The organism is Caballeronia sp. 11_S32 (assembly GCF_056930355.1).
In genome coordinates this window covers 1,846,803-1,870,499 of record NZ_JBXOWH010000003.1, presented here as the reverse complement: position 1 = coordinate 1,870,499, position 23,697 = coordinate 1,846,803, and the positions used below count along the sequence as shown (strand labels likewise).

The following is a 23,697-nucleotide window of genomic DNA, read 5'->3' as shown; positions in this document are numbered from 1 at the left end:
ATGTCCAAGCTCACGTCCAACGCCGCCTCATCCGCCACGCCCTCGCACGGCGCGCGCATCGTCATGCTGACCGTGGTCGCGATGCTCGCCTTCGCGGGCAATTCGCTCCTGTGCCGGCTCGCGCTCAAAGGCACGCAAATCGATGCGGCCAGCTTCACGCTCGTACGCATCGCGTCGGCGGCGCTCGTGCTGGGGGTGATTCTGTGCGTGCGCGGCGGCGGCCCAGGCAGCATGCGGCGCGCGGGAAGCCTCCCTTCGGCGCTGGCGCTGATCGGCTACGCGGTGACGTTTTCCTATGCTTATGTGCGGCTCGCGGCAGGCACCGGCGCGCTGCTGCTATTCGGCGCCGTGCAGGCGACGATGATCGGCTACGGCATCGCGATCGGCGAGCGCCTTGCCGCGATCCAATGGACCGGCCTGCTGCTCGCGCTTGCCGGGCTCGTGTGGCTCGTGCTGCCGGGGCTGGCCGCGCCCGATCCGCTTTCGTCGGCGCTGATGATCGCCGCGGGCATCGGCTGGGGCGTCTACTCGCTGCGCGGGCGCGGCCAGGCCGATCCGGTCGCCGCCACGGCGGGCAACTTCCTGCGCGCGCTGCCCTTCGCGGCGGCAGTGTCGGCGCTCGCGTTCGCGCACGCGCGCTTCGATGCGCCGGGCTTCGCCTACGCCGCCGCATCCGGCGCGTTGACCTCGGGGCTCGGCTACGTCGTCTGGTACGCGGCGCTCAAAGGCCTGAGGCCCGCGACGGCCGCCACGGTGCAACTGAGCGTGCCTGTCATCACCGCGGCCGGCGGCGTCCTGCTGCTCGGCGAGACGCTCACGGCGCGGCTCGTGGCGAGTTCCGTCGCGATACTCGGCGGCATTGCGCTCGTGGTGTTGCCGAAGCGCCACTGACGCGATCCGCCGATTCCCCGCTGAACGGTGCTCGCCCGCGCGTTTCACGGGCCGCCGTGCTTCGTATGTGCGCAAGCTCACATACGAGCGGGAACTTCCTCTGAAGAATGATGCATGCGCGATCCATCAAACGGGGCGGGAACGGAAACTGCTGATGTAGTGCGCGAATAAGTATCGCCGTGGCGTGACGCCAAGTGGGGAAAGCGCCGCGCGTCGGTGTGTCGGGCGCCCCCGGAGCGCGCCGCGCCGGCATCGCGCGAAAGCGTCCGCGACTTCTTTTTCGACGCCTCATCGCCGCCCCTGATTGTCGCGGTATGTGGTGCGAGTTACATTGATTGGCAAAAATGGGCCGGACAGCGCAGGCTGGACCGGTATCCCGCTCTTATGCCCGACGAAGCTGCGACGCGTTCGAATATTCATATGATGAGACGCATCGTATTGCGCGATCCGGCTGTAGTGGACTCGGCGGCCGCCGTGCGTTCGCGCTGGTCCGCCGTCCGACGAATACGTTCTGGAGAGCGCTGTCATGCCTCAGCACGCAAAGCTACCCGAAGAGAGCATCGCGGACCACGCGAGTCCTGCGAATGATCCGACTGTCATCAACTTGCCCGAGCCTGGAATCGATTTCTCAGACGAACCCGCACCCTCGCGCATCCCGCTGCGCTTCGGCCGTCTCGCGCTGTGGATGGCGTCGGCGAGCGCGCTCGGCATCGGCGTGCTCGGCACGGTCGCGTACGGCATGTGGTTCAACCACGACCAGCGCGTGTACGCCGAGGCGATGGCCAGCGCGCGCAGGACGCTCGGCATCGATCAGCCCGCCATCGCCGTGAGGACGGAGTCGTCGGGCATCGTCGAAACGCCCGCGACGATGACGCCGTCCGGCTACACGAACAGCTACGCCGCGACCGACCCGCCGGCGCCCGTGGACACCCCATCGCTCGCGGACAACGCGCCCACGCCCGACGCCGCCGACGAAATCACACTCACCGATGCCTCGGACGGTTCCGGCGCAGCCGGCGCGGCTGCACTGGCGACGGCCGCCGCGGCGTCCGCGCAGACGCAATCCCGCTCGCAGGCAGATGCATCGTCCGCCGCCGCGCCTGCGCAGAGCGCCGCCGTGCAGCGCCGCCGCAATCCGCCGGCGACGCAGCAGGCCGCGGCGAACCGCGCCAACCCTTCCGCACAGGCAAGCAGGCATCAGGCGCGCGCGAAGCCCGAGGGCGGGCTCTTTGCCCGCATGGGCGCGTTCTTTCATCGAGTGAGCTATCGACACAATGTTCCGACCCGTCAGCGAGAGGAGTATTCCCGTCCCTGAAGAGACGCTGGCGAGCCGCGTGCGGCGCGCCCTGCAGCGCGTTCGCGTGCCCGGCCCCACCCCGCTCGCGGGCGCGGCGCTGCTGTGCCTGCTGATCGGCCTGCTGTTCCTGGCATTGCAGGTGCGCGCGATCTTTTCCGCGCAGCTCCAGCAGGAATACGTCGGGCTCGTGCTCGAAGCGGTCGAGCGCGCGGATGCCGCCCGCGCGGCTGCGCTGTCCCTGCAGAACACCCCCGATGACGACGTGCAGCACCGGGCTGCCTATCGCGAGGCGCGCATCGAACTGGCGGCGCGCCTCGCCGCGCTGCACGCGCTGGTGTCGTCCAGTCCGATGTCCACGCCGGCCTTGCCGTCGGCCGTCCTCTCGCCCACGGCCGCGCTCGGCGACGCGAGCGCCGCGCTCGATTCCGCTTACGCCTGGTGGCGCACCGAGCGCGACCGCACGAGCGCCGATGTGCGCGAGCGCATCCTGAGCGTGTCGCACACGCTGATCGCGCTGTCGGCGATCGTTTTCGGCGTGCTCATCACGGCGCTCGGCATGTACGCGAAGCGCAACCGGCAGCTCCTCGGCATCTCGAACGAATTCGAGCAGGCGTCGCTGCACGATCCGATGACGGGCTTGCCCAACCGCCGCAAGCTCTTCGCCGCGCTCGAGGATGCGGCGAATGCGATCGCGAGCGGCACGCGCGGCTCGGCGCGAATCGCGGTGCTGTATATCGATCTCGACGGCTTCAAGCGCGTCAACGACACGCACGGCCACCGCATCGGCGACGAATTTCTGATCGCGGTGTCGCGGCGTTTCCGTCAGACGGTGCGCGGCGGCGATCTGGTGGCGCGCATCGGCGGCGACGAGTTCGCGCTGCTCGTGCGCCAGTTCTCGAGCGACGGCGAGCTCGCCTCGATCGCCCAGAGGATCATCGCGTGCGTCGCCGAGACCGATGCGCAGATGGGCCTGTCGATCGTGCGCGCGAGCATCGGCATTGCGAGCTTTCCGGATCGCGTCAGCGATTACTGGCGGCTCGTCGCCGCTGCCGACGACACGATGTACACCGTCAAGCGCAACGGCAAGAACGGCTACGCGTTCGCTTCGGCGCCGGCCGCCGAGTAACGCGCGGTTCCTAGGCCGCCGCGCGCAGGTCCTCTTCGCCGCCGAGCGCTTCGGCGATGTGCGCGAGCATGCGCGCGAGTTCGCCCGTCATCAGGATGAAGTCGGACTCGAAGCGTTCGTCGTCGTTCGCGGCGGTGGGATCGGCGGCTTCCTTGATGACGTCTAGCGGGCTCACGCGCTTGAGCGTGAGCGACGGCGTCAGCACGAAGGACACGCGGTCGTTCCAGGTCATCGCGAGGCGCATGCACTGCTTGCCCGCTTCGATATGGCGGCGCATGTCTTCCGTTTCGAGCGCGTGGCCGACATAGCGCACCGTCGCGTTGCCTTCGCCGGTCGAGCGCAGCTCGGTGTCGCGATCGAGCGTGAAGCCCGCGGGGCCTTCGCCCGACAGCAGCCACTCGGTCATGGCCGACACGGGCGAGCGCGCGGTGCGCACGCTTGCGAGCGGCAGATCGGTGACGGACTTCACGAGCAGGCCGATGATGTCGTCGCACAGCGTGGCCGATGACGAGTCGATCGCGAGCCAGCCGTTGACGGGATCGATCCACACGCGCGTGTCGCGGCGGATGCTGAAGGCGCGCGGGAGCAGTTCATCGGTGACCTGCTCCTTCAGTTCCTTCATCTGCTTGCGGCCGGGTTTGAAGCCCTGCTGCTCTTCGAGCTCGGCCGCGCGCTCCTTCACGAACTGCGTGACGACCGATGCGGGCAGCAGCTTTTTTTCGGCGCGATAGACAATGAGCATCTGACGGTTCGCCGTGTAGACGAGCTCATCGTCGCCGCGCGGCGCGACCCAGCCGCGCCGCTCGTTCTCGACGCTCGACGCCGCGCTGAACGCGAGCGGCGCGAGCCATTGCTGCATTTGATGCGGCGTGACGGACCAGTGAGCGGGAAGACGGTGAAGCTGAAGATTCTTGAACCACATGGCGCGGGATTTCGATGTAGTCGGAGGGGGCGCCATTCTATACGAGGTGGCGTCAATCGTTCGCGCGCTGTTTTCCCGGCACGATCCGCCACTTCAGATTTACCCCCGCCGCCGCGAGCAGAATGAGCACGGCCCCGGCCACTTGCGGCCACGCGAGCCGTTGCCCGAACGCGAGCCAGTCGACGACGATCGCCACCACCGGATAGATGAACGACAGCGCGCCTGTAGTCGCGGTCGGCAGCTTCTGGATCGCGCCGTAGAGCAGCACGTACATGAGCCCCGTGTTCACCACGCCGAGCACGACGAGATCGGACCAGCCGGAAATCGACGCCGGCGTCTGATCGAAGCGCGCGAACGGCGCGAGCATGACGATGCCGAAGAGCACATGCAGCATTGCGATCAGATGCGGCGGCGTGCCCTGCAACCGCTTCGTGACGATCGACGATATCGCGTACAGAAAGGCCGCCCCGAGCGCATACGCAATGCCTTCGAGATACTGCCCCGGCATCGCGAGCACGGCGGGCTCGACGCGCACCACCATCACGAGCCCGACGAACGCGATGCCGAGCCACGCGAAGGTCGACGCCGACACGCGCTCGCGCAGGACGATCACGCCCAGCGCGACGAGCATGAACGGCTGCGTGTTGTAGACGGTCGTCGCCATCGAGATCGACGCGCGCGAGTACGCGGCAAAGAGCAGCAGCCAGTTGCCGACTATCGCCGCGCTGCCGAGCGCGACGAGCCCGATCATGCGCCACGAGAAATAGCGCTTCTTCAAAAAGCCCAGCGCCGCGCACACGGCGATGAGCGTCGCCCCGCCGAACACGCAGCGGAAGAACACCACGTTCCACGGCGTCTGCCCCGACGACACGACGAGCCAGCCGATCGTGCCCGACATCAGCATCGCGACCGACATCTCGATCGCGCCGCGGCGCAGGTCATTCGCATTCGATGCGCCCGCAAAGCGCGCATTGATTCGTTCGGTATTCATTTCGACCCTGCCCTGCAAGTTTCGATGTGCTCCAGTCTATCGATGCGCTGCACCCAAAACCATGCCTAAAATTAGGCGCGTACACCTTTTGACCTTTGAATCGAAGGCCGTCATGGCAAAGAACCTGAACACTCCCTCGCACGCGGATATCGACGCAATCGATCGCGAGCTCATCGGCGTGCTCGCGAGCGACGGACGCATCGCGATCAGCGAGCTCGCGAAGCGCGTCGGGCTGTCGGCGCCGAGCACCGCCGAGCGCGTGCGCCGCCTCGAAACGCAAGGCGTGATTCGCGGCTTCACCGTCGATATCGATCCGCGCGCGCTCGGCTACACGCTGCAGGCCATCGTGCGCGTGCAGCCGCTGCCGGGGCAATTGCATCTCGTCGAGGAAGCGATCCGGCGCATTCCCGAGTTCGTCGAATGCGACAAGGTGACGGGCGACGACTGCTTCGTCTGCCGCCTCTGGCTGCGCTCGATCGGCCATCTCGACGACATTCTGTCGCGCGTGACCGAGCGAGCCGCGACGAGCACGGCCATCGTCAAGGCCACGCCGATCGAAAGACGCCTGCCGCCGTTAGGCTGAGCATTGGGACGTTTTTACCCGCAGACGAACGGCGTTACACTAAAGGCGCTTGAAAACGCATCACAGGCTATGCGCGAGAGGAGCGGACATGAGTGACTTCGACGCCAACAGCACCTTCCGCGGGCTTCCGTTGACCCCCGAACAGGATGCCGAAGTGCGGCATTACATCAAGAAGAAAAGGCAGCGCGGCGAGCCGTGGGAGACGCCCGAACTGGAGGCGATGCTGCAGGACATGCTGGAGCCCCCCGCCGACGAGGACGCCCTCGCCGACGACGGCACCGAGGAGGAAACGCGCGCGGTGGCGGAGCGCGCGTCGGCGTTCATCGACGAAGGCATGGACCCGATCGAGAACAGCGAGGAATGGCACGCCGCGATGGAAGCCGAGGCGATGAAAGGGCCAAGACGCTGAGTCCGCGCGCGACGCTCGCGCAAAAAAAAGCGCCGGTGGACGCCGGCGCCGCATGCATTTAATTCACCTTGCACTGCACGTTCAATGCCTGTGCCGCCAGTCGCGCGGCGGATGCGTATCCAGCCAGCGCGCCTTCGGAGTATGGACATGCGGGTGCCGGTGATGCATCACGATAACCACCGCGACGCATAGCACCAGGACGACTCCCGCCATCAGGCTGATCATCGGCTCGGCCATCGCTACCTCCTCGTTCATTAAAGGGGCGATGCCTCTATTCTACGCGCTGATTTCCCATGCCGAATCGCGCGCCGCGCGCGCAAGCTATCCACGAAAGCATAGAAGTGAAGCGGCGACGGCGGGAGCGTGCCGCGCCCATGTGTCCTATAGTGCTTTTGCACGTGTGCTTCGAAAGTGGGCAAACCAACTGGGAGACGCAGCATGGCGACCTGGAAACCGGATCCGAGCTTCTACCCTTCCCCGCGGCTCGCGGCAAAGGCGCCGCGCGAAACGCTGGCCTACGTCGCGACCTTCGATCCCGAGCGCAAGTCGCCGGACAAGATCGCCGTCGTCGATGTCGATCCCGATTCGCCCGGCTATACGAAGATCGTCGGCGAGATCTCGATGCCCGATACCGGCGACGAGCTGCATCACTTCGGCTGGAACGCGTGCTCGTCGTGCCTGTGTCCCAATGCGCCGCATCCGCACATGGAGCGGCGCTATCTCGTCGTGCCGGGGCTGCGCTCGTCGCGCATCCATATCATCGACACGAAGCCCGATCCGACGAAGCCCGTCATCGTGAAGACGATCGAGCCCGAGGAGCTCGCGGAAAAGGCCGGCTATACGCGCCCGCACACCGTGCATTGCGGGCCGGGCGGCATTTATATCACCGCGCTCGGCAACGCCGAGGGCAAGGCGCCGGGCGGCGTGCTGATGCTCGATCAGCAGAGCTTCGATCCGCTCGGCCGCTGGGAAGTGGATCGCGGACCGCAACGCCTCGCGTACGACGGCTGGTGGCATCTCGGCTACGACACGATGGTTACGAGCGAATGGGGCACGCCCGACACCTTCGAGGATGGCCTCGTGCCCGAGCTGCTGCTCGGCGCGAAGTACGGGCGCAAGCTGCATTTCTGGGACTTCACGAAGCGCAGGCACATTCAGGAGATCGATTTCGGCGACGAATATCAGCTCGTGTTCGAGCTGCGCCCGGCGCACGACCCGACCAAGGCCTACGGCTTCGTCAACTGCGTGATCAGCCTGAAGGATCTGTCGTCGTCGATCTGGACCTGGTATCGCGACAAGGACAAGTGGGCGGTGAAGAAGATCATCGACATTCCCGCCGAACCCGCCGATGCGTCCTTGCTTCCGCCGCTCTTGCAGGGCTTCGGCGCGGTGCCGCCGCTCGTCTCCGACATCGATCTGTCGATGGACGACCGCTTTCTTTACGTGTCGTGCTGGGGCACGGGCGACATGCTGCAGTACGACGTCTCCGACCCGTTCGCGCCGAAGCTGACGGGCAAGGTTCGCATCGGCGGCGTGGTCGCGCGCGCGACGCATCCGGGCGCTTCGAATGGCGCACTGAACGGCGGCCCGCAGATGGTCGAAGTGAGCCGCGACGGACGCCGCGTCTATTTCACGAACTCGCTCTACGGCGCAGTGGATGCGCAGTTCTATCCCGAAGGCATCGCGGGCTGGATGGTGAAGCTCGACGCCGATCCCAACGGCGGACTTGCCGTCGACGAGAAGTTTTTCATCGACTGGCCGAAGGGGCAGCGGCCGCATCAGATCCGGCTGCAAGGCGGCGACTGCTCGTCGGATTCGTACTGCTACCCCTGACACGCCGCGAGCCGTCTTGCATGGATGCCGCATCGCCCGCGCTCCTCTACACCGCCGCGGGCCTCGGCGCGTTTCACGGTCTCAATCCCGCGATGGGATGGCTCTTTGCGGTCGCGCTCGGCTTATACGCCCGCAGCCGCCGCGTCGCGCTCGTGTCTCTCGTGCCGATCGCGCTGGGGCATGCGGTGTCGGTGGCGCTCGTGCTCGCGGGCGCGCTCACGCTCGGCGCGGTCGTCGGCCATGACGTGCTCGCGCGCGCGTGCGGGGCGCTTCTGATCGGCTGGGGCGTGTGGCGGGCATGGCGCGGGCATCGCGGACGTCCGACCGTCGGCATGCGCACAGGGCTTGCGGGGCTCGCGCTATGGTCCTTCGTGATGTCGAGCGCGCACGGCGCCGGCCTGATGCTCGTGCCGGCGCTCCTGCCGCTTTGCACGGGCAAGGTCGCGGCGGGTGCGTTCGAAGCCAGCGCGCTCGCGCTGACGGTGCACACCGGCGCGATGCTCGCGGTGATCGCCGCGATCTCCATGTTCGCGATGTCCGTTCAGGAACGCGGCGGACTCGGCTTCCTGCGAAGCGGCTGGATCAACATCGACTGGCTGTGGAGCGCGGCGCTGATTGGATGTGGCGTGTTTCTGTTCGTGTAGCTTCGACGCCGCCTTCGGGCATCGTTCGTGCACCGCAGCAATCGCATTTTGCATGCGTTACGCGCGATGACATTTTGCATGCATAGCGCAAAATTCAATCGCGTCGCGAGACTTCTTCCGCGCTCGGCAGCGCCGCCGTGCTCCATCCGCCGCCCAGCGCCTTCACGAGCGCGACGCTCGCCGCCATGCGCCGCCGCTCGATGCGCACCGCCGTGCGCTGATCCGACAGCACGATGGCCTGCGTCACCACCACGCTCAGATACGTGATCGCGCCGTTCTCGTAGCGGTTGCTCACCTTGCCGAGTGCGCGCTGGGCAGCATCGACCGCATCGCGCTGCGCTTCGCTCTCACGGCGCAGCACTTCCAGCGCGTTCAGGTTGTCCTCGACCTGCCCGAAGGCGGTCAGCACCGTTTGCCGATAATCGGCGACGCTCTCGTCGTAAGCGGCGCGCGCCGCATCCCGGGCTGCGGCGCGGCCGCCGAAATCGAGCACCGTGAACGCGAGCTGCGGCCCGAGCGACCAGAATCGGCTCGGCGCTTCGAGCCACGAGGTGAAGCGCGTCGCTTCCAGCCCGCCTGTGGCGGCGAGCAGCAGGTTCGGGAAGAACGCCGCCGTCGCGACGCCGACGCGCGCATTCGCATCGGCCACGCGCCGCTCCGCCGCCGCGATGTCCGGGCGCCGCTCGAGCAGCGCGGACGGCACGCTGAGCGGCAATGCGGCCAGCGCCGCCGACGGATGCGGCGAATGGTGTTCATTGAGCGGCGCGACATCGAGCGTGAAGCTCGGCGGCGCCTCGCCGACGAGAATCGCGATCGCGTTGACGAGGCTCGTGCGCGTGGTTTCGAGATCGATCAGTTGCGCCTGCGTCGCGCGCAACTGCTCTTCCGCCTGCGCAACGTCCGATTCCGCCGCGACGCCGCCCGCGAAGCGATCGCGCGTCAGTGCAAGCGCCTTTTCATACGCTTGCAGCGTGGCCTGCAGCAGCCGCTCTTCCTCGACGGTGCCGCGCAATTCGAAGTAGCTCGTCGCGAGTTCGGCCTGCATCGAAAGAATGGCGCTTTGCAGGTCCGCCGCGCTCGCCTGCGCCTGAGCACGCCCGCCTTCCACGGCGCGTGAGATGCGGCCCCACAGATCGGGCTCCCACGAGATCTGCGCATCGATCAGATAGTCGGGCACGGTAACGCCCGCGCTCGACTTGTACAGCACATTCGAAGACACGCGCGACTGATTGAACGCCGCATTCGCGGTGATGGTCGGGAAGTACGCCGAACGCGCTTGCGCCGCCGCCGCGCGCGCGCCGCGAAAACGCGCGGCGGCGGCGGCCACCGTCTGGTTCGCGGCCGCGACGCGTTCTTCGAGCGCGTCGAGTTGCGGATCGCCATACACTTCCCACCACGGCGCGCGAGGTTTGGCGTCGGCGGGCTGCGCGGGCTTCCACTCTTGCGATGACGTGGCGGATGCGGCGGGCGCATCGAGCGGTATCGGCGATTTGTACGCGGCGGGCACCGTCATCTCGGGCCGCACATAATCCGGCCCCACCGCGCAGCCCGCCGACGCGGCGATAGTCAGCCATGCCACGAGCCGAAGCAATGAGCGCATCATCACGACTCGCTTCCTTCGGACTTCGCGGCGCCGCCACTTGCGCCCTGACCAGCGCCTGCACGGCCGATCCGCACCGTCGCGCCATCGACGATCGAATCGGGCGGATTCACGATCACGCGTTCATCGCCGTTCAATCCCGAAACGATGGACACGCGCGTGCCATAGTCGGTGCCGAGCGTGATGGGCAGAAGCTTCACGCGATTGTTCGCATCGACGCTCGCGGCATGCACGCCATCGGGACGAAACAGCAGCGCGTTGCCCGGCAGCGTGTACGAAGGATTCGCGCTCGTGAGACGAAAGCGCACTTGCGCATACGCGCCCGCGAGCAGTTCGCCGGTGGGGTTCTTCACATCGACCTCGACGCGCATCGTGCGCGCGACCGGATCGACCGCGCCCGCCGTGCGCACCGTGACGCCTTCGAACGTGCGATTGCGCTCTTCATTGAGCAGCAGCTCCGCAGGCAAGCCAACCGTCACCATTCGCGCATAAGCCTGCGGCACATCGACGAACACGCGCAACGTCGACGCATCCTGAATGTGGAATAGTTCGCGGCCCGCCGCGCCGCTGCCCGCATCGATCAGTTGACCGACATCGGTATTGCGCGCGGTCACGACGCCATCGAAAGGCGCATAGATCTTCTGGAACGACACGAGCTGTTCGAGCCGCGACACGTTCGCCTGCGCCGCATTGAACGCCGCTTCCTTCGCGAGCATGTCGCCCTGCTTTTCATCGGTTTCCTGACGCGATACCGAGTTGTTCTTCAACATCTGCGACCAGCGCTCGGCCGTGGTCTTCGCGAGCAGATAGTTCGCACGCGCGGTCTGCGCGTCGGCGCGTGCCTGACGAAGCTGATCGTTGATTTCGGGCGCATCGATCTCCGCGAGCAGTTGGCCCTTTTTCACCTTCGTGCCGATATCGACTGTCCAGCGTTTCAGATACCCGTTCGTGCGCGCGAAGATCGGCGCATCGGAAAACGCGCGGATATCGCCCGCGAGCACGAGATCCTGCGACGCCTTCATGCGCGCCGGCTTGATGACCTCGACCGTCTGCACGCCATGTTCGTTCGCATCGCGTTCGAGTTCCGCATGCGCCGCGCGCCGTGAAAGTATGCCTTGCGCGACGAGCGCGACGACCACCACGAGCGCGATCGCGAGCCACACGCGCCCTCGTCGCCTGTTGCCCGATCGTTGCGACACCTGCTCTTCCATGCTCACTCCGCCTGCTGTTCGATTGTTTTATTGCGTTGCTTCCCTGGCCATCGCGCCCGGACCTTTGCCGCGCGCTTCCATGCGCCGATAGATCATCGAGAACACGACCGGCACGAAGAACAATGTCGCGACCGTGCCGACCATCAGGCCGCCGATCACCGCGCGTCCGAGCGGCGCGTTCTGCTCGCCGCCTTCGCCGAGGCCGATCGCCATCGGCACCATGCCGATCATCATCGCGAGTGCGGTCATCAGCACGGGCCTGAAGCGCGTATAGCCTGCCTCGAGCGCGGAGCGCACCGCATCGCCGTGCTCGGCGAGCGCCGTGCGCGCGAAGCTCACGACGAGAATGCTATTGGCCGTCGCGATGCCGATGCACATGATCGCGCCTGTCAACGCGGGAATCGACAGCGTCGTGTGCGTGAGGAACAGCATCCACACGATGCCCGCGAGCGCGCCCGGCAATGCGGTGATGATGATGAACGGATCGAGCCACGACTGAAAATTCACGACGATCAGCAGATACACCAGCACGACCGCGAGGATGAGCCCGAACGCGAGACCGGAGAACGAACCGTTCATCGTCTCGACCTGCCCGCGCATCTCAATCGACGAGCCCTTGGGCAACTCGCCGCGCACTTCGTCGATGATCCGCTGCACGTCGTCCGATACCGCGCCGAGATCGCGCCGTTCGGTCGTCGCATACAGATTGATGGTGGTCTGCGCGTTGTAGTGATACACGACCGCATCGCGCGCGCCGCGCGAGAGCGTTGCGAGCGCGCCGAGAATATTCGTCTTGCCGCTCGCGGACGTGACCGGAATGTTCGCGACCGATTGCAGCGAGTTCATGTCGTATTGCGGCGCCGTCGTGATGACCTGATAGCTCACGCCGTTCACGGGGTTGAGCCAGAACGTGGGCGTCGTCTGCTGGCTGCCCGAAAGCGTGATCAGCAGATTGTTCGCGACATCGCGCTGCGTAAAGCCCGCTTGCAGCGCCTTGGTCCGATCGACTTCGACATTGATCGCGGGCAAGTCGGACGGCTGCTGGATGCGTGCATCGACGAGACCCGGCACGCGGCGGATCTTCTCCAGCAAGCGGTTTGCGAGCGCGCGGTTGCCCCGCACGTCGCGCCCCGTGATGGCTATATCGATCGGCGCGGGCACGCCGAAGTTGAGAATCTGGCTCACGATATCGGCGGGCAGGAACGAGAAGGTCACCCCCGGAAACTCCTGCGGCAGGCGCTTTCTCAGCTCGCGGATATAACCTTCGGTCGGCGCGTGATCTTCATTCAGGCTGATGAGCACGTCGGCATCGGCGGAACTGATCGTGCCCGTGTTGCTGTACGAGAGATTGATGCCCGACACCGGCAAGCCCATGTTGTCGATGATCGAGCGAATCTCGCCGCGCGGAATCAATTGCCTGATGCGCGCATCGACGCGATCCGTCAACGCCGCCGTTTCCTCGATACGTGTGCCGGTTTTCGTGCGCATGTGCAGTGCGATCACACCCGAATCGACCGATGGAAAGAAGTCGCGTCCGAGGAATGGCGCGAGCCCGAGCGACAACACACAGCACAGCAGGAACAATGAGGCGAAGCGTCCCGGATGCGCGAGCTGGGCTTCGAGAAAGCGCCGGTAGCGGCCGCGCACGGATTCGAAATGACGCTCGAACGCGAGATGAATGCGCACGAACGGATTGCGCGAGCCCTTCATCGATTCGACATCGCCGCCCATATGCTCGTGATGGCGCAGCAGATACTTCGCGAGCGTCGGAATCAGCGTGCGCGAGAAGAAGTAGGATGCGAGCATCGCGAATACGACGGCCTCGGCCATCGGCACGAAGAGGTAATGCGCGACGCCCGTCAGCAGGAACATCGGAATGAACACAATGCAGATGGAAAGCGTCGATACGAGCGTCGGCACTGCGATCTGCTGCGCGCCGTCGAGAATCGCCTGCTCCAGTTCCTTGCCCTGCTCCAGGTTCTGGCTGATGTTTTCGATCGCAACGGTCGCATCGTCGACGAGAATACCGACCGCGAGCGCCAGCCCGCCCAGCGTCATGATGTTGATGGTCTGCCCGATCGCGGAGAGGGCGACGATCGACGTGAGCATGGAGAGCGGTATCGAGATCGCGATGATGAGCGTCGCGCGCCAGCTTCCCAGAAAGAGCAGCACCATCAGCGCCGTGAGGCCCGCCGCGATCACGGCTTCGCGCAATACACCCGACACCGATGCGCGTACGAAGAGCGACTGATCCGCCACGGGCTCGATCTTCAGCGACTCGGGCACCATGCCGCGCAACGTGGGCAACAGGTTCTTCACGCGCGCGACGATATCGAGCGTCGATGCGTTGCCGCTCTTGTTGATCGTGAGTAAGGAAGCGCGCGTGCCGTCCACGCGCACGATGTTCGTCTGCGGCTGAAAGCCGTCGCGCACATGTGCGACGTCCTTGATATAGATCGTGCCGCCGGGGCCGGTGCGAATTGGTATGTCGTTGAGGCCTTCGATCGAGCCCGGGCTCGCGTTCAGGCCCACCGAGTATTCGGTCGAGCCGATCTTCGTCGTGCCCGTCGGCAGGATGAGGTTCTGCGCGCTGATCGCGTTGACGACATCGGTCGGCGCGAGGTTCTTCGCCTGCAGCTTGCGCGAGTCGATATCGACCATGATCTGCCGCTGCTTGCCGCCATAAGGTAATGGCACGGACGCGCCCTGCACGGTCGCGAGCTGCGTCTTCAGGAAGCTGTTGCCGAAGTCGTAGAGCTGCTGCTCGGTGAGTTCCGCCGATGATAGGGCGAGCCGCAGAATCGGCACCGTCGATGCATTGAAGCGCAGGATGTTCGGCGGCGTGATGCCCGGCGGCAATGAGCGCAGTTGGGTCTGCGAAAGCGCGGTGATCTCGGCGATGGCTTCGTCGACATTCGCGTTCGGCTGAAAATAGATGCGAATCACCGCGATGCCGGGCAGCGATTCCGACTCGATATGCTCGATGTCGTTCACCGCCACCGACAAGCCGCGCTCATAGTTGAGCGTGATGCGCCTCTCCATCTGATCGGGCGGCAAGCCTGTGTACGACCAGATGACGCTGACGACCGGAATATCGATGTTGGGAAAGATGTCGGTCGGCGTGCGAACGATGACGAGCGGACCGATGATCAGCAACAGCAGCGACAGGACGATGAACGTGTACGGGCGCTTGAGCGCGAGTCTGACGATCCACATCGAAATTCCGCCTGCCCCGTTTGGTGTTCGTTATTCGAATACTGTTGGATGCTCGAATAATGGTCCGAGCAAATGCACTCGCTACGATGACACAATTGAAGCTTACAAAACAATTTGCGCAAACGGTTGCGAGGGTTTATGCGGAAGATATTCTGCTGAAGAATGCATGGCCGCACCGGAATTGGAAACGCGCGCTCCAATTGGTGGGAAAAGATACGCCCCGCGATATGCGGGGCGCTCGGCTTCAATGAAAATCAGACGGTCGCGGGACGCAGGTCGACGACGCGTTTCGCCTTGCCGGTAGCGGTCGTCGGCAGTTCGCCCGAGTCGAGCACGCGCACTTGCGTCGATACGCCGACCATCGTCTTCACGCGGTGCTGAAGCTCGCGCGACAAGCCGGTACGCTCGCTGTCGCTCAACGTCGCGCAGACTTCGGCGCGCGCTTCGACGGACACCGACAGCGAATCCATGTGCCCCTCGCGCGACACGCACAACTGATACTGACCGCTCAGGCGCGGAATCGCGAGAATCAGTTCCTCGATCTGACTCGGGAACACGTTCACGCCGCGAATGATCAGCATGTCGTCGGAGCGGCCTGTGATCTTCGCGAGGCGTCGCATCGAACGCGCGCTCGGCGGCAGAAGCGACGTGAGATCGCGCGTGCGGTAGCGGATCATCGGCATTGCTTCCTTCGTGAGCGACGTGAAGACGAGTTCGCCCGTGCTGCCTTCGGGAAGCACTTCGCCCGTCACCGGATCGATGATCTCGGGATAGAAATGATCTTCCCAGATCGTCGGGCCGTCCTTCGTTTCGATGCATTCGCACGCGACGCCCGGCCCCATGATTTCCGAAAGGCCATAGATGTCGAGCGCCTGAATGCCCGCGCGTGTTTCGATCTCGCTGCGCAAGCCCTGGCTCCACGGCTCGGCACCGAAGATGCCGATCTTCAGCGACGTGTTCGCCGGGTCCATGCCCTGACGCGTCATCTCGTCGAGCAGATTCAACATGTACGAAGGCGTGACGAGAATGATCTTCGGCTCGAAGTCGCGGATGAGCTGCACCTGCTTTTCTGTCTGGCCGCCCGACATCGGCACGACCATGCAGCCCAGACGTTCCGCGCCGTAGTGAATGCCGAGGCCGCCGGTGAAGAGACCATAGCCGAATGCGTTGTGCAGCGTGTCGCCCTTGCGGCCGCCCGCCGCGCGAATCGAGCGCGCGGTCACGTTGGCCCAGGTGTCGATGTCCTTCGCCGTGTAGCCGACGACTGTCGGCTTGCCCGTGGTGCCGCTCGATGCATGCACGCGCACGACCTGATCGCGCGGCACGGCGAAGAGCCCGAAGGGATAGTTGTCGCGCAGATCGGTCTTGGACGTGGTCGGGAAGCGCGCGAGATCGGAGAGCTCGCGCAGATCGTCGGGGTGCACGCCTGCCGCATCGAACGCGCGGCGATAGTGCGGCACGTTCTCGTAAGCATGACGCAACGTCCATTTGAGGCGTTCGAGTTGCAAGGCCTGAAGCTCGTCACGGCTTGCGCGTTCGATCGGTTCCAGTTCGCTCTGCTGTGCAATGGATTGGACCACGGTTGTCTCCTGCATGAATGCTCGATAAAAGATGACGCGAATGCTTCAATGAAATCGCTGGGCCGAGTAACGCAAGCTCGCAATGAGTGGCGACGCGCGATAGCGGTCTTCGCCGTAATGTGACGCGAGATGGATCAGCACATCGTGAACGCGCTCGATGCCGATGCGCTCGCCCCACGCGAGCGGACCGAGCGGATAGTTCACGCCTTTTTCCATCGCGAGGTCGAGATCGGCGCTCGTGCAGACGCCCTGATTCACGGCGTCCGCCGCTTCGTTGACGAGCATCGCGACCGTGCGCATCACGGCCATGCCTGCGATGTCCTTCAGCGGCACGACTGCATAGCCGACTTTCGTCAGCGCGCCGGTGACGGCGGCGTACGCATCGTCGGCGCATTGACGGGCACGCGTGACGGCCACGCTTGGCGCGTTCGCATAGTCGAGCGCGAGATCGATCAGCACGACGTTGTCGATGCCGAGCGCATGCGCGCGTTCGGTCGCGGTGCGGCCATCGGTGAGGAACAGGTAGGCATCGTCGATCTGCGCGATGAGGCCGGGCATGTCGTTGCGGGCGGCGTTCGTCTGCGCAATGCGCGCCTGCAAGTTGTCATACACGGGCGAGGTTTCACCGAGCACGATGGTCGAAGGCGTACGCGTGTGCGTCTCGATGCGCGCGGCGGGTTTCGTTGCATCGGCGGCGTAGTCATAGAAGCCGCGGCCCGTCTTGCGGCCGAGAAAGCCCGCGTTCACCAGCTCTTGTTGAATCAGCGAAGGCGTGAAGCGCGGATCGTTGAAGTACGCGTTGAACACCGATTGCGTCACCGCGAAGTTCACGTCATGGCCGATGAGGTCCATCAATTCGAACGGGCCCATCCTGAAGCCGCCGGAATCGCGCATGACGGCATCGATGGAAGCCGCGTCGGCGCCTTGCTCGTTGAGCACGCGCAGGCCTTCCGCATAGAAGGGCCGAGCGACGCGATTGACGATGAAACCCGGCGTCGATTTCGCATGAACGGGCTTCTTGCCCCATGCGGCCGATGTGGCGTACACGGCTTGCGCGACGGCATCGGACGTCGCGAGGCCGTGCACGACTTCGACGAGTGCCATCAACGGCGCGGGGTTGAAGAAGTGCATGCCGACCACGCGCGACGGATGCTTCAACGGCGCCGCGATCGCGGTGATCGAAATGGACGACGTGTTGGTCGCGAGAATGCACTCGGACGTCACGATGCTTTCGAGCTCGCCGAAAAGCGCGCGCTTGACGTCGAGCCGTTCGGCGACGGCTTCGATGACGAGCGCAGCCGTGCGCAAGTCAGAGAGGCTCGTGATGATGCGCACGCGTTCGATGGCTTCATGTCCCGCGGTGGCATCGAGCTTCTTCTTGTCGATCGAACGCTGCACGTTCGCCGCGATGCCGTTGCGCGCCTTGTCGAGCGCCTTCGCGTCGAGATCGTAGAGCAGCACGGTATGTCCCGCGAGCGCCGCGACTTGCGCGATGCCGGCACCCATCGCGCCCGCACCGATCACGCCGACGATCGCCGATGTCTGGATGGCCTGTGTCATGTGGTGCGGCCCTCAGACGCGCTCGATCGCAATCGCGATACCCTGCCCCACGCCGATGCACATCGTGCACAGCGCATAGCGGCCGTTGCGGCGCTCGAGCTCGTACATCGCGGTCGTCACGAGACGCGCGCCCGATGCGCCGAGCGGATGGCCGAGCGCGATGGCGCCGCCATTCGGGTTCACGCGCGGATCGTCTTCCGCGAGCCCCAGTTGACGCAGCACCGCGATGCCTTGCGATGCGAACGCTTCGTTGAGCTCGATCACATCGAACTGATCGAGCGTGAGACCCTTGCGCGCGAGAAGCTTTTTCGTCGCCGGCGCGGGCCCGATGCCCATGATGCGCGGCTCGACGCCCGCCGTCGCCATGCCGATGATGCGCGCGCGCGGCGTCAGTCCATTGCGCTTTGCCGCTTCCTCATTCGCGATGATGAGCGCGCATGCGCCGTCGTTCACGCCCGATGCGTTGCCGGCGGTCACGCTGCCATCGGGGCGCACGACGCCCTTCAGCTTCGCGAGTGTTTCGAGCGAGGTTTCGCGCGGATGCTCGTCGCGATCGATCGCAATCGTTTCGCCCTTCTTCTGCGGCACATTCACCGCGACGATTTCCTGCGCGAAGGTGCCGTCGGCCTGCGCGCGTGCGGCGCGCTGCTGGCTGCGCAGCGCGAAGCGGTCCTGCGCATCGCGCGAGATGCCGAAGTCGACGGCGACGTTCTCCGCCGTCTCGGGCATCGAATCGACACCATAGCGCTCACGCATCGCACGATTGATGAAGCGCCAGCCGATGGTGGTATCGAAGATATCGGCCGAACGCGAGAATGCGCTCGATGCCTTGCCCATCACGAAGGGCGCGCGCGTCATGCTCTCGACGCCGCCTGCAAGATAGAGCGAGCCATCGCCCGCCTTGATCGCACGCGCGGCGCTGCCCACGGCGTCCATGCCCGAGCCGCACAGGCGGTTGATCGTCGAACCGGGGACGTCGATGGGCAGGCCCGCCAGCAGGCCCGACATGCGCGCGACGTTGCGGTTGTCCTCGCCGGCCTGATTCGCGCAACCGTAGATCACGTCGTCGACGCGCGCCCAATCCACCGACGCGTTGCGCTTCATGAGCGCGGTGATGGGCACGGCGCCGAGATCGTCCGCGCGGACGTCCTTGAAAACACCGCCGTAGCGGCCGATGGGCGTACGAATCGCATCGCAGATGAAGGCTTCAGTCATGACAAGTCTCGATGTGTTGGATGTTCGATTACGACGAAGCCGCGCAATGCTTGCATTGCTAACGACTTCGGCGTGCATTGATGGGGAATGCTTCGGCTTCGCGCATCGTTGCGATGCGCGTCGTTCACAGGAATCAGGGACGGCTCTTAGCGCTCGTCGTAACTCACGACCACGCGCTCGCTGACCGGATGGCACTGGCAGGTCAGCACGAAACCGTCATCGATCTCGTGTTGTTCGAGCGTGTAGTTCTTTTCCATCTTCACTTCGCCTTCGAGCACTTTCGCGCGGCACGTGCAGCAGACACCGCCCTTGCAGGCATACGGCAGCGCAAGTCCGGCCTTCAGGCCGACATCGAGCACGCTCACGCCTTCATACGGCAGGCGCAGCTTGCGCTTCTTGCCATCGATGATCAGCTCCAGATCCGCCGCCGGCGTGTTCTCCGTGATCTCGATCGGCGGCACGCCCGCTTGCGGCAGCGGCGAGCCGAAGCGCTCGACGTGAATCTGCTTCGGTGCAACGCCCGAATCCTTCAACGCCGCTTCGGCTGCATCCATCATCGGGCCGGGGCCGCAGATGAACGCTTCGTCGATTTCTTCGGGCGAGAGCAAGGTTTCCAGAAACGCCTTGCATTTCTCCTGATCCAGCACGCCGTTGAACAACTCGACATCCTGCAGATCATCGGAGAGCACGTGATACAGCGAGAACCGGTCCATATACCGATTCTTCAGATCCTCGAGCTCCTCGGCGAACATGATCGCGTCCACGCTGCGATTGCCGTACACGAGCGTGAAGCGGCTTGTCGGCTCCATATCCAGCGTCGTCTTGATGATCGCCAGCACCGGCGTAATGCCCGAGCCGCCCGAGAACGCCACGTAATGCTTCGCGTGATCGGCGTTCAGGTGCGTGAAGAAGCGCCCATCGGGTGTCATCACGTCGATTTCATGGCCGGGCTGCAAGGTATCGAACGCGAAGTTCGAGAAGCGCCCGCCGCGCACGCGCTTGATGCCGATGCGCAATTCGCCGTCGCGATCGTAGTCGGTCACGCCTACGCAGATCGAATAGGAACGGCGCGTCTCTTCACCATCGATATGCGTCTTGAGCGTCACGAACTGGCCTTGCGTGAAGCGAAACGCCTCGCGCAATGCGGGCGGCACCTCGAACGATACGGTGACCGCATCGGCGGTTTCGGGTCGCACGTCGCGGATGCGCAGCGGGTGGAATTGCGGAGTCGCCATGTTTTTCGGCTCGCTTTCAGTTGATTCGGTTGAATCGGTTCAGTACGGCTTGAAGTAATCGAACGGCTCGCGGCAATCGATGCAGCGATACAGCGCCTTGCACGCCGTCGAGCCGAACTGCGCCAGCTTCTCGGTGTGCGTCGAGCCGCAGCGCGGGCACGCGATGACTTCTTTCTTGTGGGGCACGAAACGGATCGGCTTTTCTGCGCTACTACATGCGCCCGTCGGCGGCGCGATGCCGTAGCGGCGCAGCTTCTCCCGCGCTTCGTCGGTGATCCAGTCGGTCGTCCACGCGGGCGCCAGGACCGTCTCGATGCGATGCGCGCCGAGTTCAGCGGCGTCGATCGCCTGTGCGATGTCCTCCGCGATCTGCGACATCGCCGGACATCCCGAGTACGTCGGCGTGATCACCACTTCGAGCACGCCATCGTCGCCGTGGCGCACATCGCGCAGAATGCCCAGCTCGCGAATCGATACCACCGGAATCTCCGGATCGGGCACCGCTTCGAGCACGTGCCACGCGCGTTCGATCGTCGTGTTCATCGTTTGCATGGTGTGCATTTACCAGCTCGCGCCCGGATGTTGACGTGCCAGGCTCTGCATCTCGGCGAGCAGATAGCCCATGTGCTCCGAGTGCTCGCCGTGCTTGCCGGTGGTGATGTGCTTCACTTCGGCGGGCGCCACGAGCGTGGCCTCATCGAGGGCGGATTGCACGTGCTCACGCCACGCCGCTTCGAACGTGCTCGCGAGCGGCGCGATGCCCGCATCGGCGACCGCCTGTTCGATCGCGTCGGTCGCGAAGAACTCGCGCGTGTACGGCATCAGATAATCGAGCGCGGCTTGCGCACGCCGATGCGACTCCTCCGTGCCATCGCCGAAACGCACCAGCCAGTCGCGCGCGTGATGCAGGTGATAGCTCGTCTCCTTGATCGACTTCGCCGCGATCGCCGCGAGTTGCGCATCGCTCGAGGCTTGCAGCGCGGTCCACACTTCGACCATCAGCGCCGAATACAGGAAGTTGCGCACGGTCGTCACCGCGTAATCGCGCTCGGTGCGCGTCGTGCCCGCGAGCGGGCCGAAGTGCGGCAGCTCCGCCATCGTGTAGTTGGCGAATTCGCGCTCGCTGCGGAAGTACGCGTAATCGTCCTCGGTCTTCTTCGTGCCGTTGAGCGCCGCGTCGAGCGTCGCCGCGTGCGTATAAAGAAGTCGCGCCTGACCGATCAGATCGAGACTGATGTTCGCCAGCGCGATGTCTTCTTCCAGCGCCGGGCCGTGGCTGCACCATTCGGTATTGCGCTGACCGAGGATCAAGGCGTTATCGGCAAGACGCAGCACGTAGGCGAGATGTTCCTTCGTCATATCGCCTGCCCCTTACATGTGATTGATTTCGTCGGGCAGCACGAAGAACGTCGGATGCCGATAGATCTTGTCGCCCGCCGGCTCGAACAGCTCACCCTTGTCCGCCGGGTCCGATGCCGTGATCGCCGCCGACGGCACCACCCAGATGCTCACGCCTTCCTGACGCCGCGTGTACACGTCGCGCGCCATGCGCAATGCGCCGCTCGCGTCCGGCGCGTGCAGGCTGCCGCAGTGCTTGTGATCCAGTCCCTGCTTGCTGCGCACGAACACTTCCCAGATCGGCCATTCCTTGTTCATCGTCGATGTCTCCTTGATCCCTTCACGCCGCTTGCTTGTGCAAGCGCGCCTTCTGTTTTTCCGCATGCGCCAGCGCCGCTTCGCGCACCCATGCGCCCTCGTCGTGCGCCTTCACGCGCGTAGCGAGGCGCTCCTTGTTGCACGGGCCGTCGCCGTTGACCACGCGCCAGAACTCGTCCCAATCGATCTGGCCGTAGTCGTGGGCCTTGCGCTCGTCGTTCCACTTCAGGTCCGCATCGGGCAGCGTGACGCCCAGAATCTTCGCCTGCTCCACCGTGGCATCGACGAACTTCTGGCGCAGGTCATCGTTGGAAATGCGCTTGATGCCCCACGCGAACGACTGGCCGCTGTGGATCGAATCCTTGTCGCTCGGGCCGAACATCATCAGCACCGGCCACCACCAGCGGTTCACCGCCTGTTGCACGAGGTCCTTCTGCGCCTGCGTGCCCTTCATCATCGCGAGCAGTGCATCGAAACCCTGGCGCTGATGGAACGACTCTTCCTTGCAGATGCGGATCATCGCGCGGGCATACGGGCCGTAGGTGCAGCGGCACAGCGGGATCTGATTCATGATCGCGGCGCCATCGACCAGCCAGCCGATCACGCCGACATCGGCCCAGGTGGGCGTCGGGTAGTTGAAGATGCTCGAATACTTGGCCTTGCCGGCGTGCAGCGCCGCGACCAACTGATCGCGCGAGACGCCGAGCGTTTCGGCGGCGCTGTAGAGATACAAACCGTGGCCGCCTTCGTCCTGCACTTTGGCGAGCAGAATCGCCTTGCGCTTCAGGCTCGGGGCGCGGCTGATCCAGTTGCCTTCGGGCTGCATGCCGATGATCTCCGAATGCGCGTGCTGCGAGATCTGGCGCACCAGCGTCTTGCGATACGCCTCGGGCATCCAGTCCTGCGGCTCGATCTTGCCGTCGGCCTGCATCACCGCGTCGAAGCGGGTTTGCTCGGGAGTGAACGCCGGTGCGGACGCGTCGGCTGCTTGCGTGGGGCTCGGGAGGTCGAGGGATTGGGTGTACATGCGGGGCTCCGCCATCCTTTTTGAGATGCGATGGAGCGAGTATAACTATTAACCGACCGGACGGTTGATTAATTTTACATGCAACTATCTCGCACTAAATAGCATCGCGTTAACCCGGAAAACTCCTCTTTATCGCAGCGGACGACGCACGCAAAAAAGCCCAGCCGTACAACGGACTGGGCAAAACCACCGGTATCCGGCGGCGGAGGTTGCTTCACGTTCGCGAACATCGCGCCGGGAAGCGCATTTCGAGTTTTGTATGCAATGAACCATCGCGCGGTCGGTCGCGCGTCACGTCACCACGGTCATTCCCTCGATACTTCTACCGCTTCACTGACCGAAGAACACGCCCTGCGGATCGACGCGCTTGCTCGCGCGGCCCGACTGAGACGCCGCGCCTGTCGACGCCCCGTATCCTTCTGCTCGTGCCTGAGCGAGGCGCACATCGGCGACGCGTGCTTCGGCGGCCTGCAGCTTCGCCGGATAAGACGCGTCTTCCGCGGCGGGCGAGTAACCGGCCTTCTCGACTTGAACGAGTTCGGCGCGAACATCGGCACGGCTCACCGGCGCGCTCGATTGCGCGAACGAGGCAAGCGGTGCGGACAAGACTGCCACTGCGATAACGCCGTTGACCCACGATTTCATGATCGACTCTCCCTGGTATTCATGAAGCCCGGCGCGCTTAAAGATCGGAGCGATGC

Annotated in this window: 22 protein-coding genes; 7 read left to right on the top strand and 15 right to left on the bottom strand. The window is 64.8% G+C overall.

The features are described 5' to 3' along the window. The 3 genes from AC1Z32_RS20335 (at position 1) to AC1Z32_RS20325 (ending at position 3,314) form a co-directional block, all read left to right on the top strand. On the top strand, positions 1 to 891 hold the full coding sequence (locus AC1Z32_RS20335; RefSeq protein ID WP_483480285.1) for a DMT family transporter: 891 nt from the start codon (positions 1 to 3) through the stop codon (positions 889 to 891). A gap of 526 nt (positions 892 to 1,417) precedes the next feature. Further along, positions 1,418 to 2,206, top strand: coding sequence for a hypothetical protein (locus AC1Z32_RS20330; RefSeq protein WP_483480284.1), 789 nt, complete (start codon positions 1,418 to 1,420; stop codon positions 2,204 to 2,206). Next, positions 2,166 to 3,314, top strand: a complete 1,149-nt coding sequence (locus AC1Z32_RS20325) for a diguanylate cyclase domain-containing protein (RefSeq protein ID WP_483480283.1) — start codon at positions 2,166 to 2,168, stop codon at positions 3,312 to 3,314. Before AC1Z32_RS20330 ends, AC1Z32_RS20325 begins: the two co-directional genes overlap by 41 nt. Positions 3,315 to 3,324: 10 nt before the next feature. Here AC1Z32_RS20325 and AC1Z32_RS20320 read toward each other — a convergent pair whose 3' ends face one another. Then, positions 3,325 to 4,236, bottom strand: a complete 912-nt coding sequence (locus AC1Z32_RS20320; RefSeq protein WP_483480282.1) for a recombination-associated protein RdgC — start codon at positions 4,234 to 4,236, stop codon at positions 3,325 to 3,327. Between the two features lie 52 nt (positions 4,237 to 4,288). Then, complete coding sequence (locus AC1Z32_RS20315) at positions 4,289 to 5,227, bottom strand: DMT family transporter (protein ID WP_483480281.1); 939 nt, start codon at positions 5,225 to 5,227, stop codon at positions 4,289 to 4,291. A gap of 112 nt (positions 5,228 to 5,339) precedes the next feature. On the opposite strand from AC1Z32_RS20315, the gene AC1Z32_RS20310 reads away from it, so the two are divergent. Both AC1Z32_RS20310 and AC1Z32_RS20305 read left to right on the top strand, forming a co-directional pair. Then, positions 5,340 to 5,810, top strand: coding sequence for an Lrp/AsnC family transcriptional regulator (locus tag AC1Z32_RS20310; protein ID WP_483480280.1), 471 nt, complete (start codon positions 5,340 to 5,342; stop codon positions 5,808 to 5,810). An 88-nt stretch (positions 5,811 to 5,898) separates the two neighbouring features. After that, the gene (locus tag AC1Z32_RS20305) at positions 5,899 to 6,219 is read left to right on the top strand and encodes a hypothetical protein (protein WP_483480279.1); all 321 of its coding nucleotides are present in this window, start codon (positions 5,899 to 5,901) and stop codon (positions 6,217 to 6,219) included. Between the two features lie 81 nt (positions 6,220 to 6,300). Here AC1Z32_RS20305 and AC1Z32_RS20300 read toward each other — a convergent pair whose 3' ends face one another. Next, positions 6,301 to 6,456: a hypothetical protein gene (locus AC1Z32_RS20300; protein WP_483480278.1), complete on the bottom strand. Its 156-nt coding sequence runs from the start codon at positions 6,454 to 6,456 to the stop codon at positions 6,301 to 6,303. 201 nt (positions 6,457 to 6,657) lie between these two features. On the opposite strand from AC1Z32_RS20300, the gene AC1Z32_RS20295 reads away from it, so the two are divergent. Both AC1Z32_RS20295 and AC1Z32_RS20290 read left to right on the top strand, forming a co-directional pair. Further along, positions 6,658 to 8,052 carry a selenium-binding family protein gene (locus AC1Z32_RS20295; protein ID WP_483480277.1) on the top strand — a complete coding sequence of 465 codons (1,395 nt, stop codon included), beginning with the start codon at positions 6,658 to 6,660 and terminating at the stop codon, positions 8,050 to 8,052. Between the two features lie 20 nt (positions 8,053 to 8,072). Next, a complete protein-coding gene (locus tag AC1Z32_RS20290) occupies positions 8,073 to 8,696 on the top strand; it encodes a hypothetical protein (RefSeq protein ID WP_483480276.1) in 624 nt (207 codons plus the stop codon). A 94-nt stretch (positions 8,697 to 8,790) separates the two neighbouring features. On the opposite strand, the gene AC1Z32_RS20285 is transcribed toward AC1Z32_RS20290, so the two are convergent. From AC1Z32_RS20285 to AC1Z32_RS20230, 12 genes are all read right to left on the bottom strand, one after another. Further along, positions 8,791 to 10,299, bottom strand: coding sequence for an efflux transporter outer membrane subunit (locus AC1Z32_RS20285; protein WP_483480275.1), 1,509 nt, complete (start codon positions 10,297 to 10,299; stop codon positions 8,791 to 8,793). Then, positions 10,299 to 11,507: an efflux RND transporter periplasmic adaptor subunit gene (locus AC1Z32_RS20280; protein ID WP_483480274.1), complete on the bottom strand. Its 1,209-nt coding sequence runs from the start codon at positions 11,505 to 11,507 to the stop codon at positions 10,299 to 10,301. Before AC1Z32_RS20280 ends, AC1Z32_RS20285 begins: the two co-directional genes overlap by 1 nt. A gap of 27 nt (positions 11,508 to 11,534) precedes the next feature. After that, positions 11,535 to 14,723: an efflux RND transporter permease subunit gene (locus AC1Z32_RS20275; RefSeq protein WP_483480273.1), complete on the bottom strand. Its 3,189-nt coding sequence runs from the start codon at positions 14,721 to 14,723 to the stop codon at positions 11,535 to 11,537. Between the two features lie 254 nt (positions 14,724 to 14,977). Next, on the bottom strand, positions 14,978 to 16,318 hold the full coding sequence (gene paaK / locus AC1Z32_RS20270) for a phenylacetate--CoA ligase PaaK (RefSeq protein WP_483480272.1): 1,341 nt from the start codon (positions 16,316 to 16,318) through the stop codon (positions 14,978 to 14,980). 30 nt (positions 16,319 to 16,348) lie between these two features. Further along, positions 16,349 to 17,863 carry a 3-hydroxyacyl-CoA dehydrogenase gene (locus AC1Z32_RS20265; protein WP_483480271.1) on the bottom strand — a complete coding sequence of 505 codons (1,515 nt, stop codon included), beginning with the start codon at positions 17,861 to 17,863 and terminating at the stop codon, positions 16,349 to 16,351. 12 nt (positions 17,864 to 17,875) lie between these two features. Next, a complete protein-coding gene (gene pcaF / locus AC1Z32_RS20260) occupies positions 17,876 to 19,078 on the bottom strand; it encodes a 3-oxoadipyl-CoA thiolase (RefSeq protein WP_483480270.1) in 1,203 nt (400 codons plus the stop codon). Positions 19,079 to 19,224: 146 nt separating this feature from the next. Continuing rightward, complete coding sequence (gene paaE, locus AC1Z32_RS20255) at positions 19,225 to 20,313, bottom strand: 1,2-phenylacetyl-CoA epoxidase subunit PaaE (RefSeq protein WP_483480269.1); 1,089 nt, start codon at positions 20,311 to 20,313, stop codon at positions 19,225 to 19,227. Positions 20,314 to 20,352: 39 nt separating this feature from the next. Further along, on the bottom strand, positions 20,353 to 20,865 hold the full coding sequence (paaD, locus tag AC1Z32_RS20250; protein ID WP_483481697.1) for a 1,2-phenylacetyl-CoA epoxidase subunit PaaD: 513 nt from the start codon (positions 20,863 to 20,865) through the stop codon (positions 20,353 to 20,355). Between the two features lie 9 nt (positions 20,866 to 20,874). Next, positions 20,875 to 21,672 carry a 1,2-phenylacetyl-CoA epoxidase subunit PaaC gene (gene paaC, locus AC1Z32_RS20245; RefSeq protein WP_483480268.1) on the bottom strand — a complete coding sequence of 266 codons (798 nt, stop codon included), beginning with the start codon at positions 21,670 to 21,672 and terminating at the stop codon, positions 20,875 to 20,877. 12 nt (positions 21,673 to 21,684) lie between these two features. Then, the gene (paaB, locus tag AC1Z32_RS20240) at positions 21,685 to 21,969 is read right to left on the bottom strand and encodes a 1,2-phenylacetyl-CoA epoxidase subunit PaaB (protein WP_062613098.1); all 285 of its coding nucleotides are present in this window, start codon (positions 21,967 to 21,969) and stop codon (positions 21,685 to 21,687) included. Between the two features lie 22 nt (positions 21,970 to 21,991). Continuing rightward, entirely contained in the window at positions 21,992 to 22,996 is a 1,005-nt protein-coding gene (gene paaA / locus AC1Z32_RS20235; RefSeq protein WP_483480267.1) for a 1,2-phenylacetyl-CoA epoxidase subunit PaaA, read from the bottom strand. Positions 22,997 to 23,326: 330 nt separating this feature from the next. Next, positions 23,327 to 23,641: a DUF4148 domain-containing protein gene (locus tag AC1Z32_RS20230; protein ID WP_483480266.1), complete on the bottom strand. Its 315-nt coding sequence runs from the start codon at positions 23,639 to 23,641 to the stop codon at positions 23,327 to 23,329. Positions 23,642 to 23,697: the final 56 nt, after the last annotated feature.

Coding starts and splice junctions, on each gene's coding strand:
- AC1Z32_RS20335 (WP_483480285.1), top strand. CDS start 1: ATGTCCAAGCTCACGTCCAACGCCGCCTCATCCGCCACGCCCTCGCAC.
- AC1Z32_RS20330 (WP_483480284.1), top strand. CDS start 1,418: ATGCCTCAGCACGCAAAGCTACCCGAAGAGAGCATCGCGGACCACGCG.
- AC1Z32_RS20325 (WP_483480283.1), top strand. CDS start 2,166: ATGTTCCGACCCGTCAGCGAGAGGAGTATTCCCGTCCCTGAAGAGACG.
- AC1Z32_RS20320 (WP_483480282.1), bottom strand. CDS start 4,236: ATGTGGTTCAAGAATCTTCAGCTTCACCGTCTTCCCGCTCACTGGTCC.
- AC1Z32_RS20315 (WP_483480281.1), bottom strand. CDS start 5,227: ATGAATACCGAACGAATCAATGCGCGCTTTGCGGGCGCATCGAATGCG.
- AC1Z32_RS20310 (WP_483480280.1), top strand. CDS start 5,340: ATGGCAAAGAACCTGAACACTCCCTCGCACGCGGATATCGACGCAATC.
- AC1Z32_RS20305 (WP_483480279.1), top strand. CDS start 5,899: ATGAGTGACTTCGACGCCAACAGCACCTTCCGCGGGCTTCCGTTGACC.
- AC1Z32_RS20300 (WP_483480278.1), bottom strand. CDS start 6,456: ATGGCCGAGCCGATGATCAGCCTGATGGCGGGAGTCGTCCTGGTGCTA.
- AC1Z32_RS20295 (WP_483480277.1), top strand. CDS start 6,658: ATGGCGACCTGGAAACCGGATCCGAGCTTCTACCCTTCCCCGCGGCTC.
- AC1Z32_RS20290 (WP_483480276.1), top strand. CDS start 8,073: ATGGATGCCGCATCGCCCGCGCTCCTCTACACCGCCGCGGGCCTCGGC.
- AC1Z32_RS20285 (WP_483480275.1), bottom strand. CDS start 10,299: ATGATGCGCTCATTGCTTCGGCTCGTGGCATGGCTGACTATCGCCGCG.
- AC1Z32_RS20280 (WP_483480274.1), bottom strand. CDS start 11,507: ATGGAAGAGCAGGTGTCGCAACGATCGGGCAACAGGCGACGAGGGCGC.
- AC1Z32_RS20275 (WP_483480273.1), bottom strand. CDS start 14,723: ATGTGGATCGTCAGACTCGCGCTCAAGCGCCCGTACACGTTCATCGTC.
- paaK (WP_483480272.1), bottom strand. CDS start 16,318: ATGCAGGAGACAACCGTGGTCCAATCCATTGCACAGCAGAGCGAACTG.
- AC1Z32_RS20265 (WP_483480271.1), bottom strand. CDS start 17,863: ATGACACAGGCCATCCAGACATCGGCGATCGTCGGCGTGATCGGTGCG.
- pcaF (WP_483480270.1), bottom strand. CDS start 19,078: ATGACTGAAGCCTTCATCTGCGATGCGATTCGTACGCCCATCGGCCGC.
- paaE (WP_483480269.1), bottom strand. CDS start 20,313: ATGGCGACTCCGCAATTCCACCCGCTGCGCATCCGCGACGTGCGACCC.
- paaD (WP_483481697.1), bottom strand. CDS start 20,865: ATGCAAACGATGAACACGACGATCGAACGCGCGTGGCACGTGCTCGAA.
- paaC (WP_483480268.1), bottom strand. CDS start 21,672: ATGACGAAGGAACATCTCGCCTACGTGCTGCGTCTTGCCGATAACGCC.
- paaB (WP_062613098.1), bottom strand. CDS start 21,969: ATGAACAAGGAATGGCCGATCTGGGAAGTGTTCGTGCGCAGCAAGCAG.
- paaA (WP_483480267.1), bottom strand. CDS start 22,996: ATGTACACCCAATCCCTCGACCTCCCGAGCCCCACGCAAGCAGCCGAC.
- AC1Z32_RS20230 (WP_483480266.1), bottom strand. CDS start 23,641: ATGAAATCGTGGGTCAACGGCGTTATCGCAGTGGCAGTCTTGTCCGCA.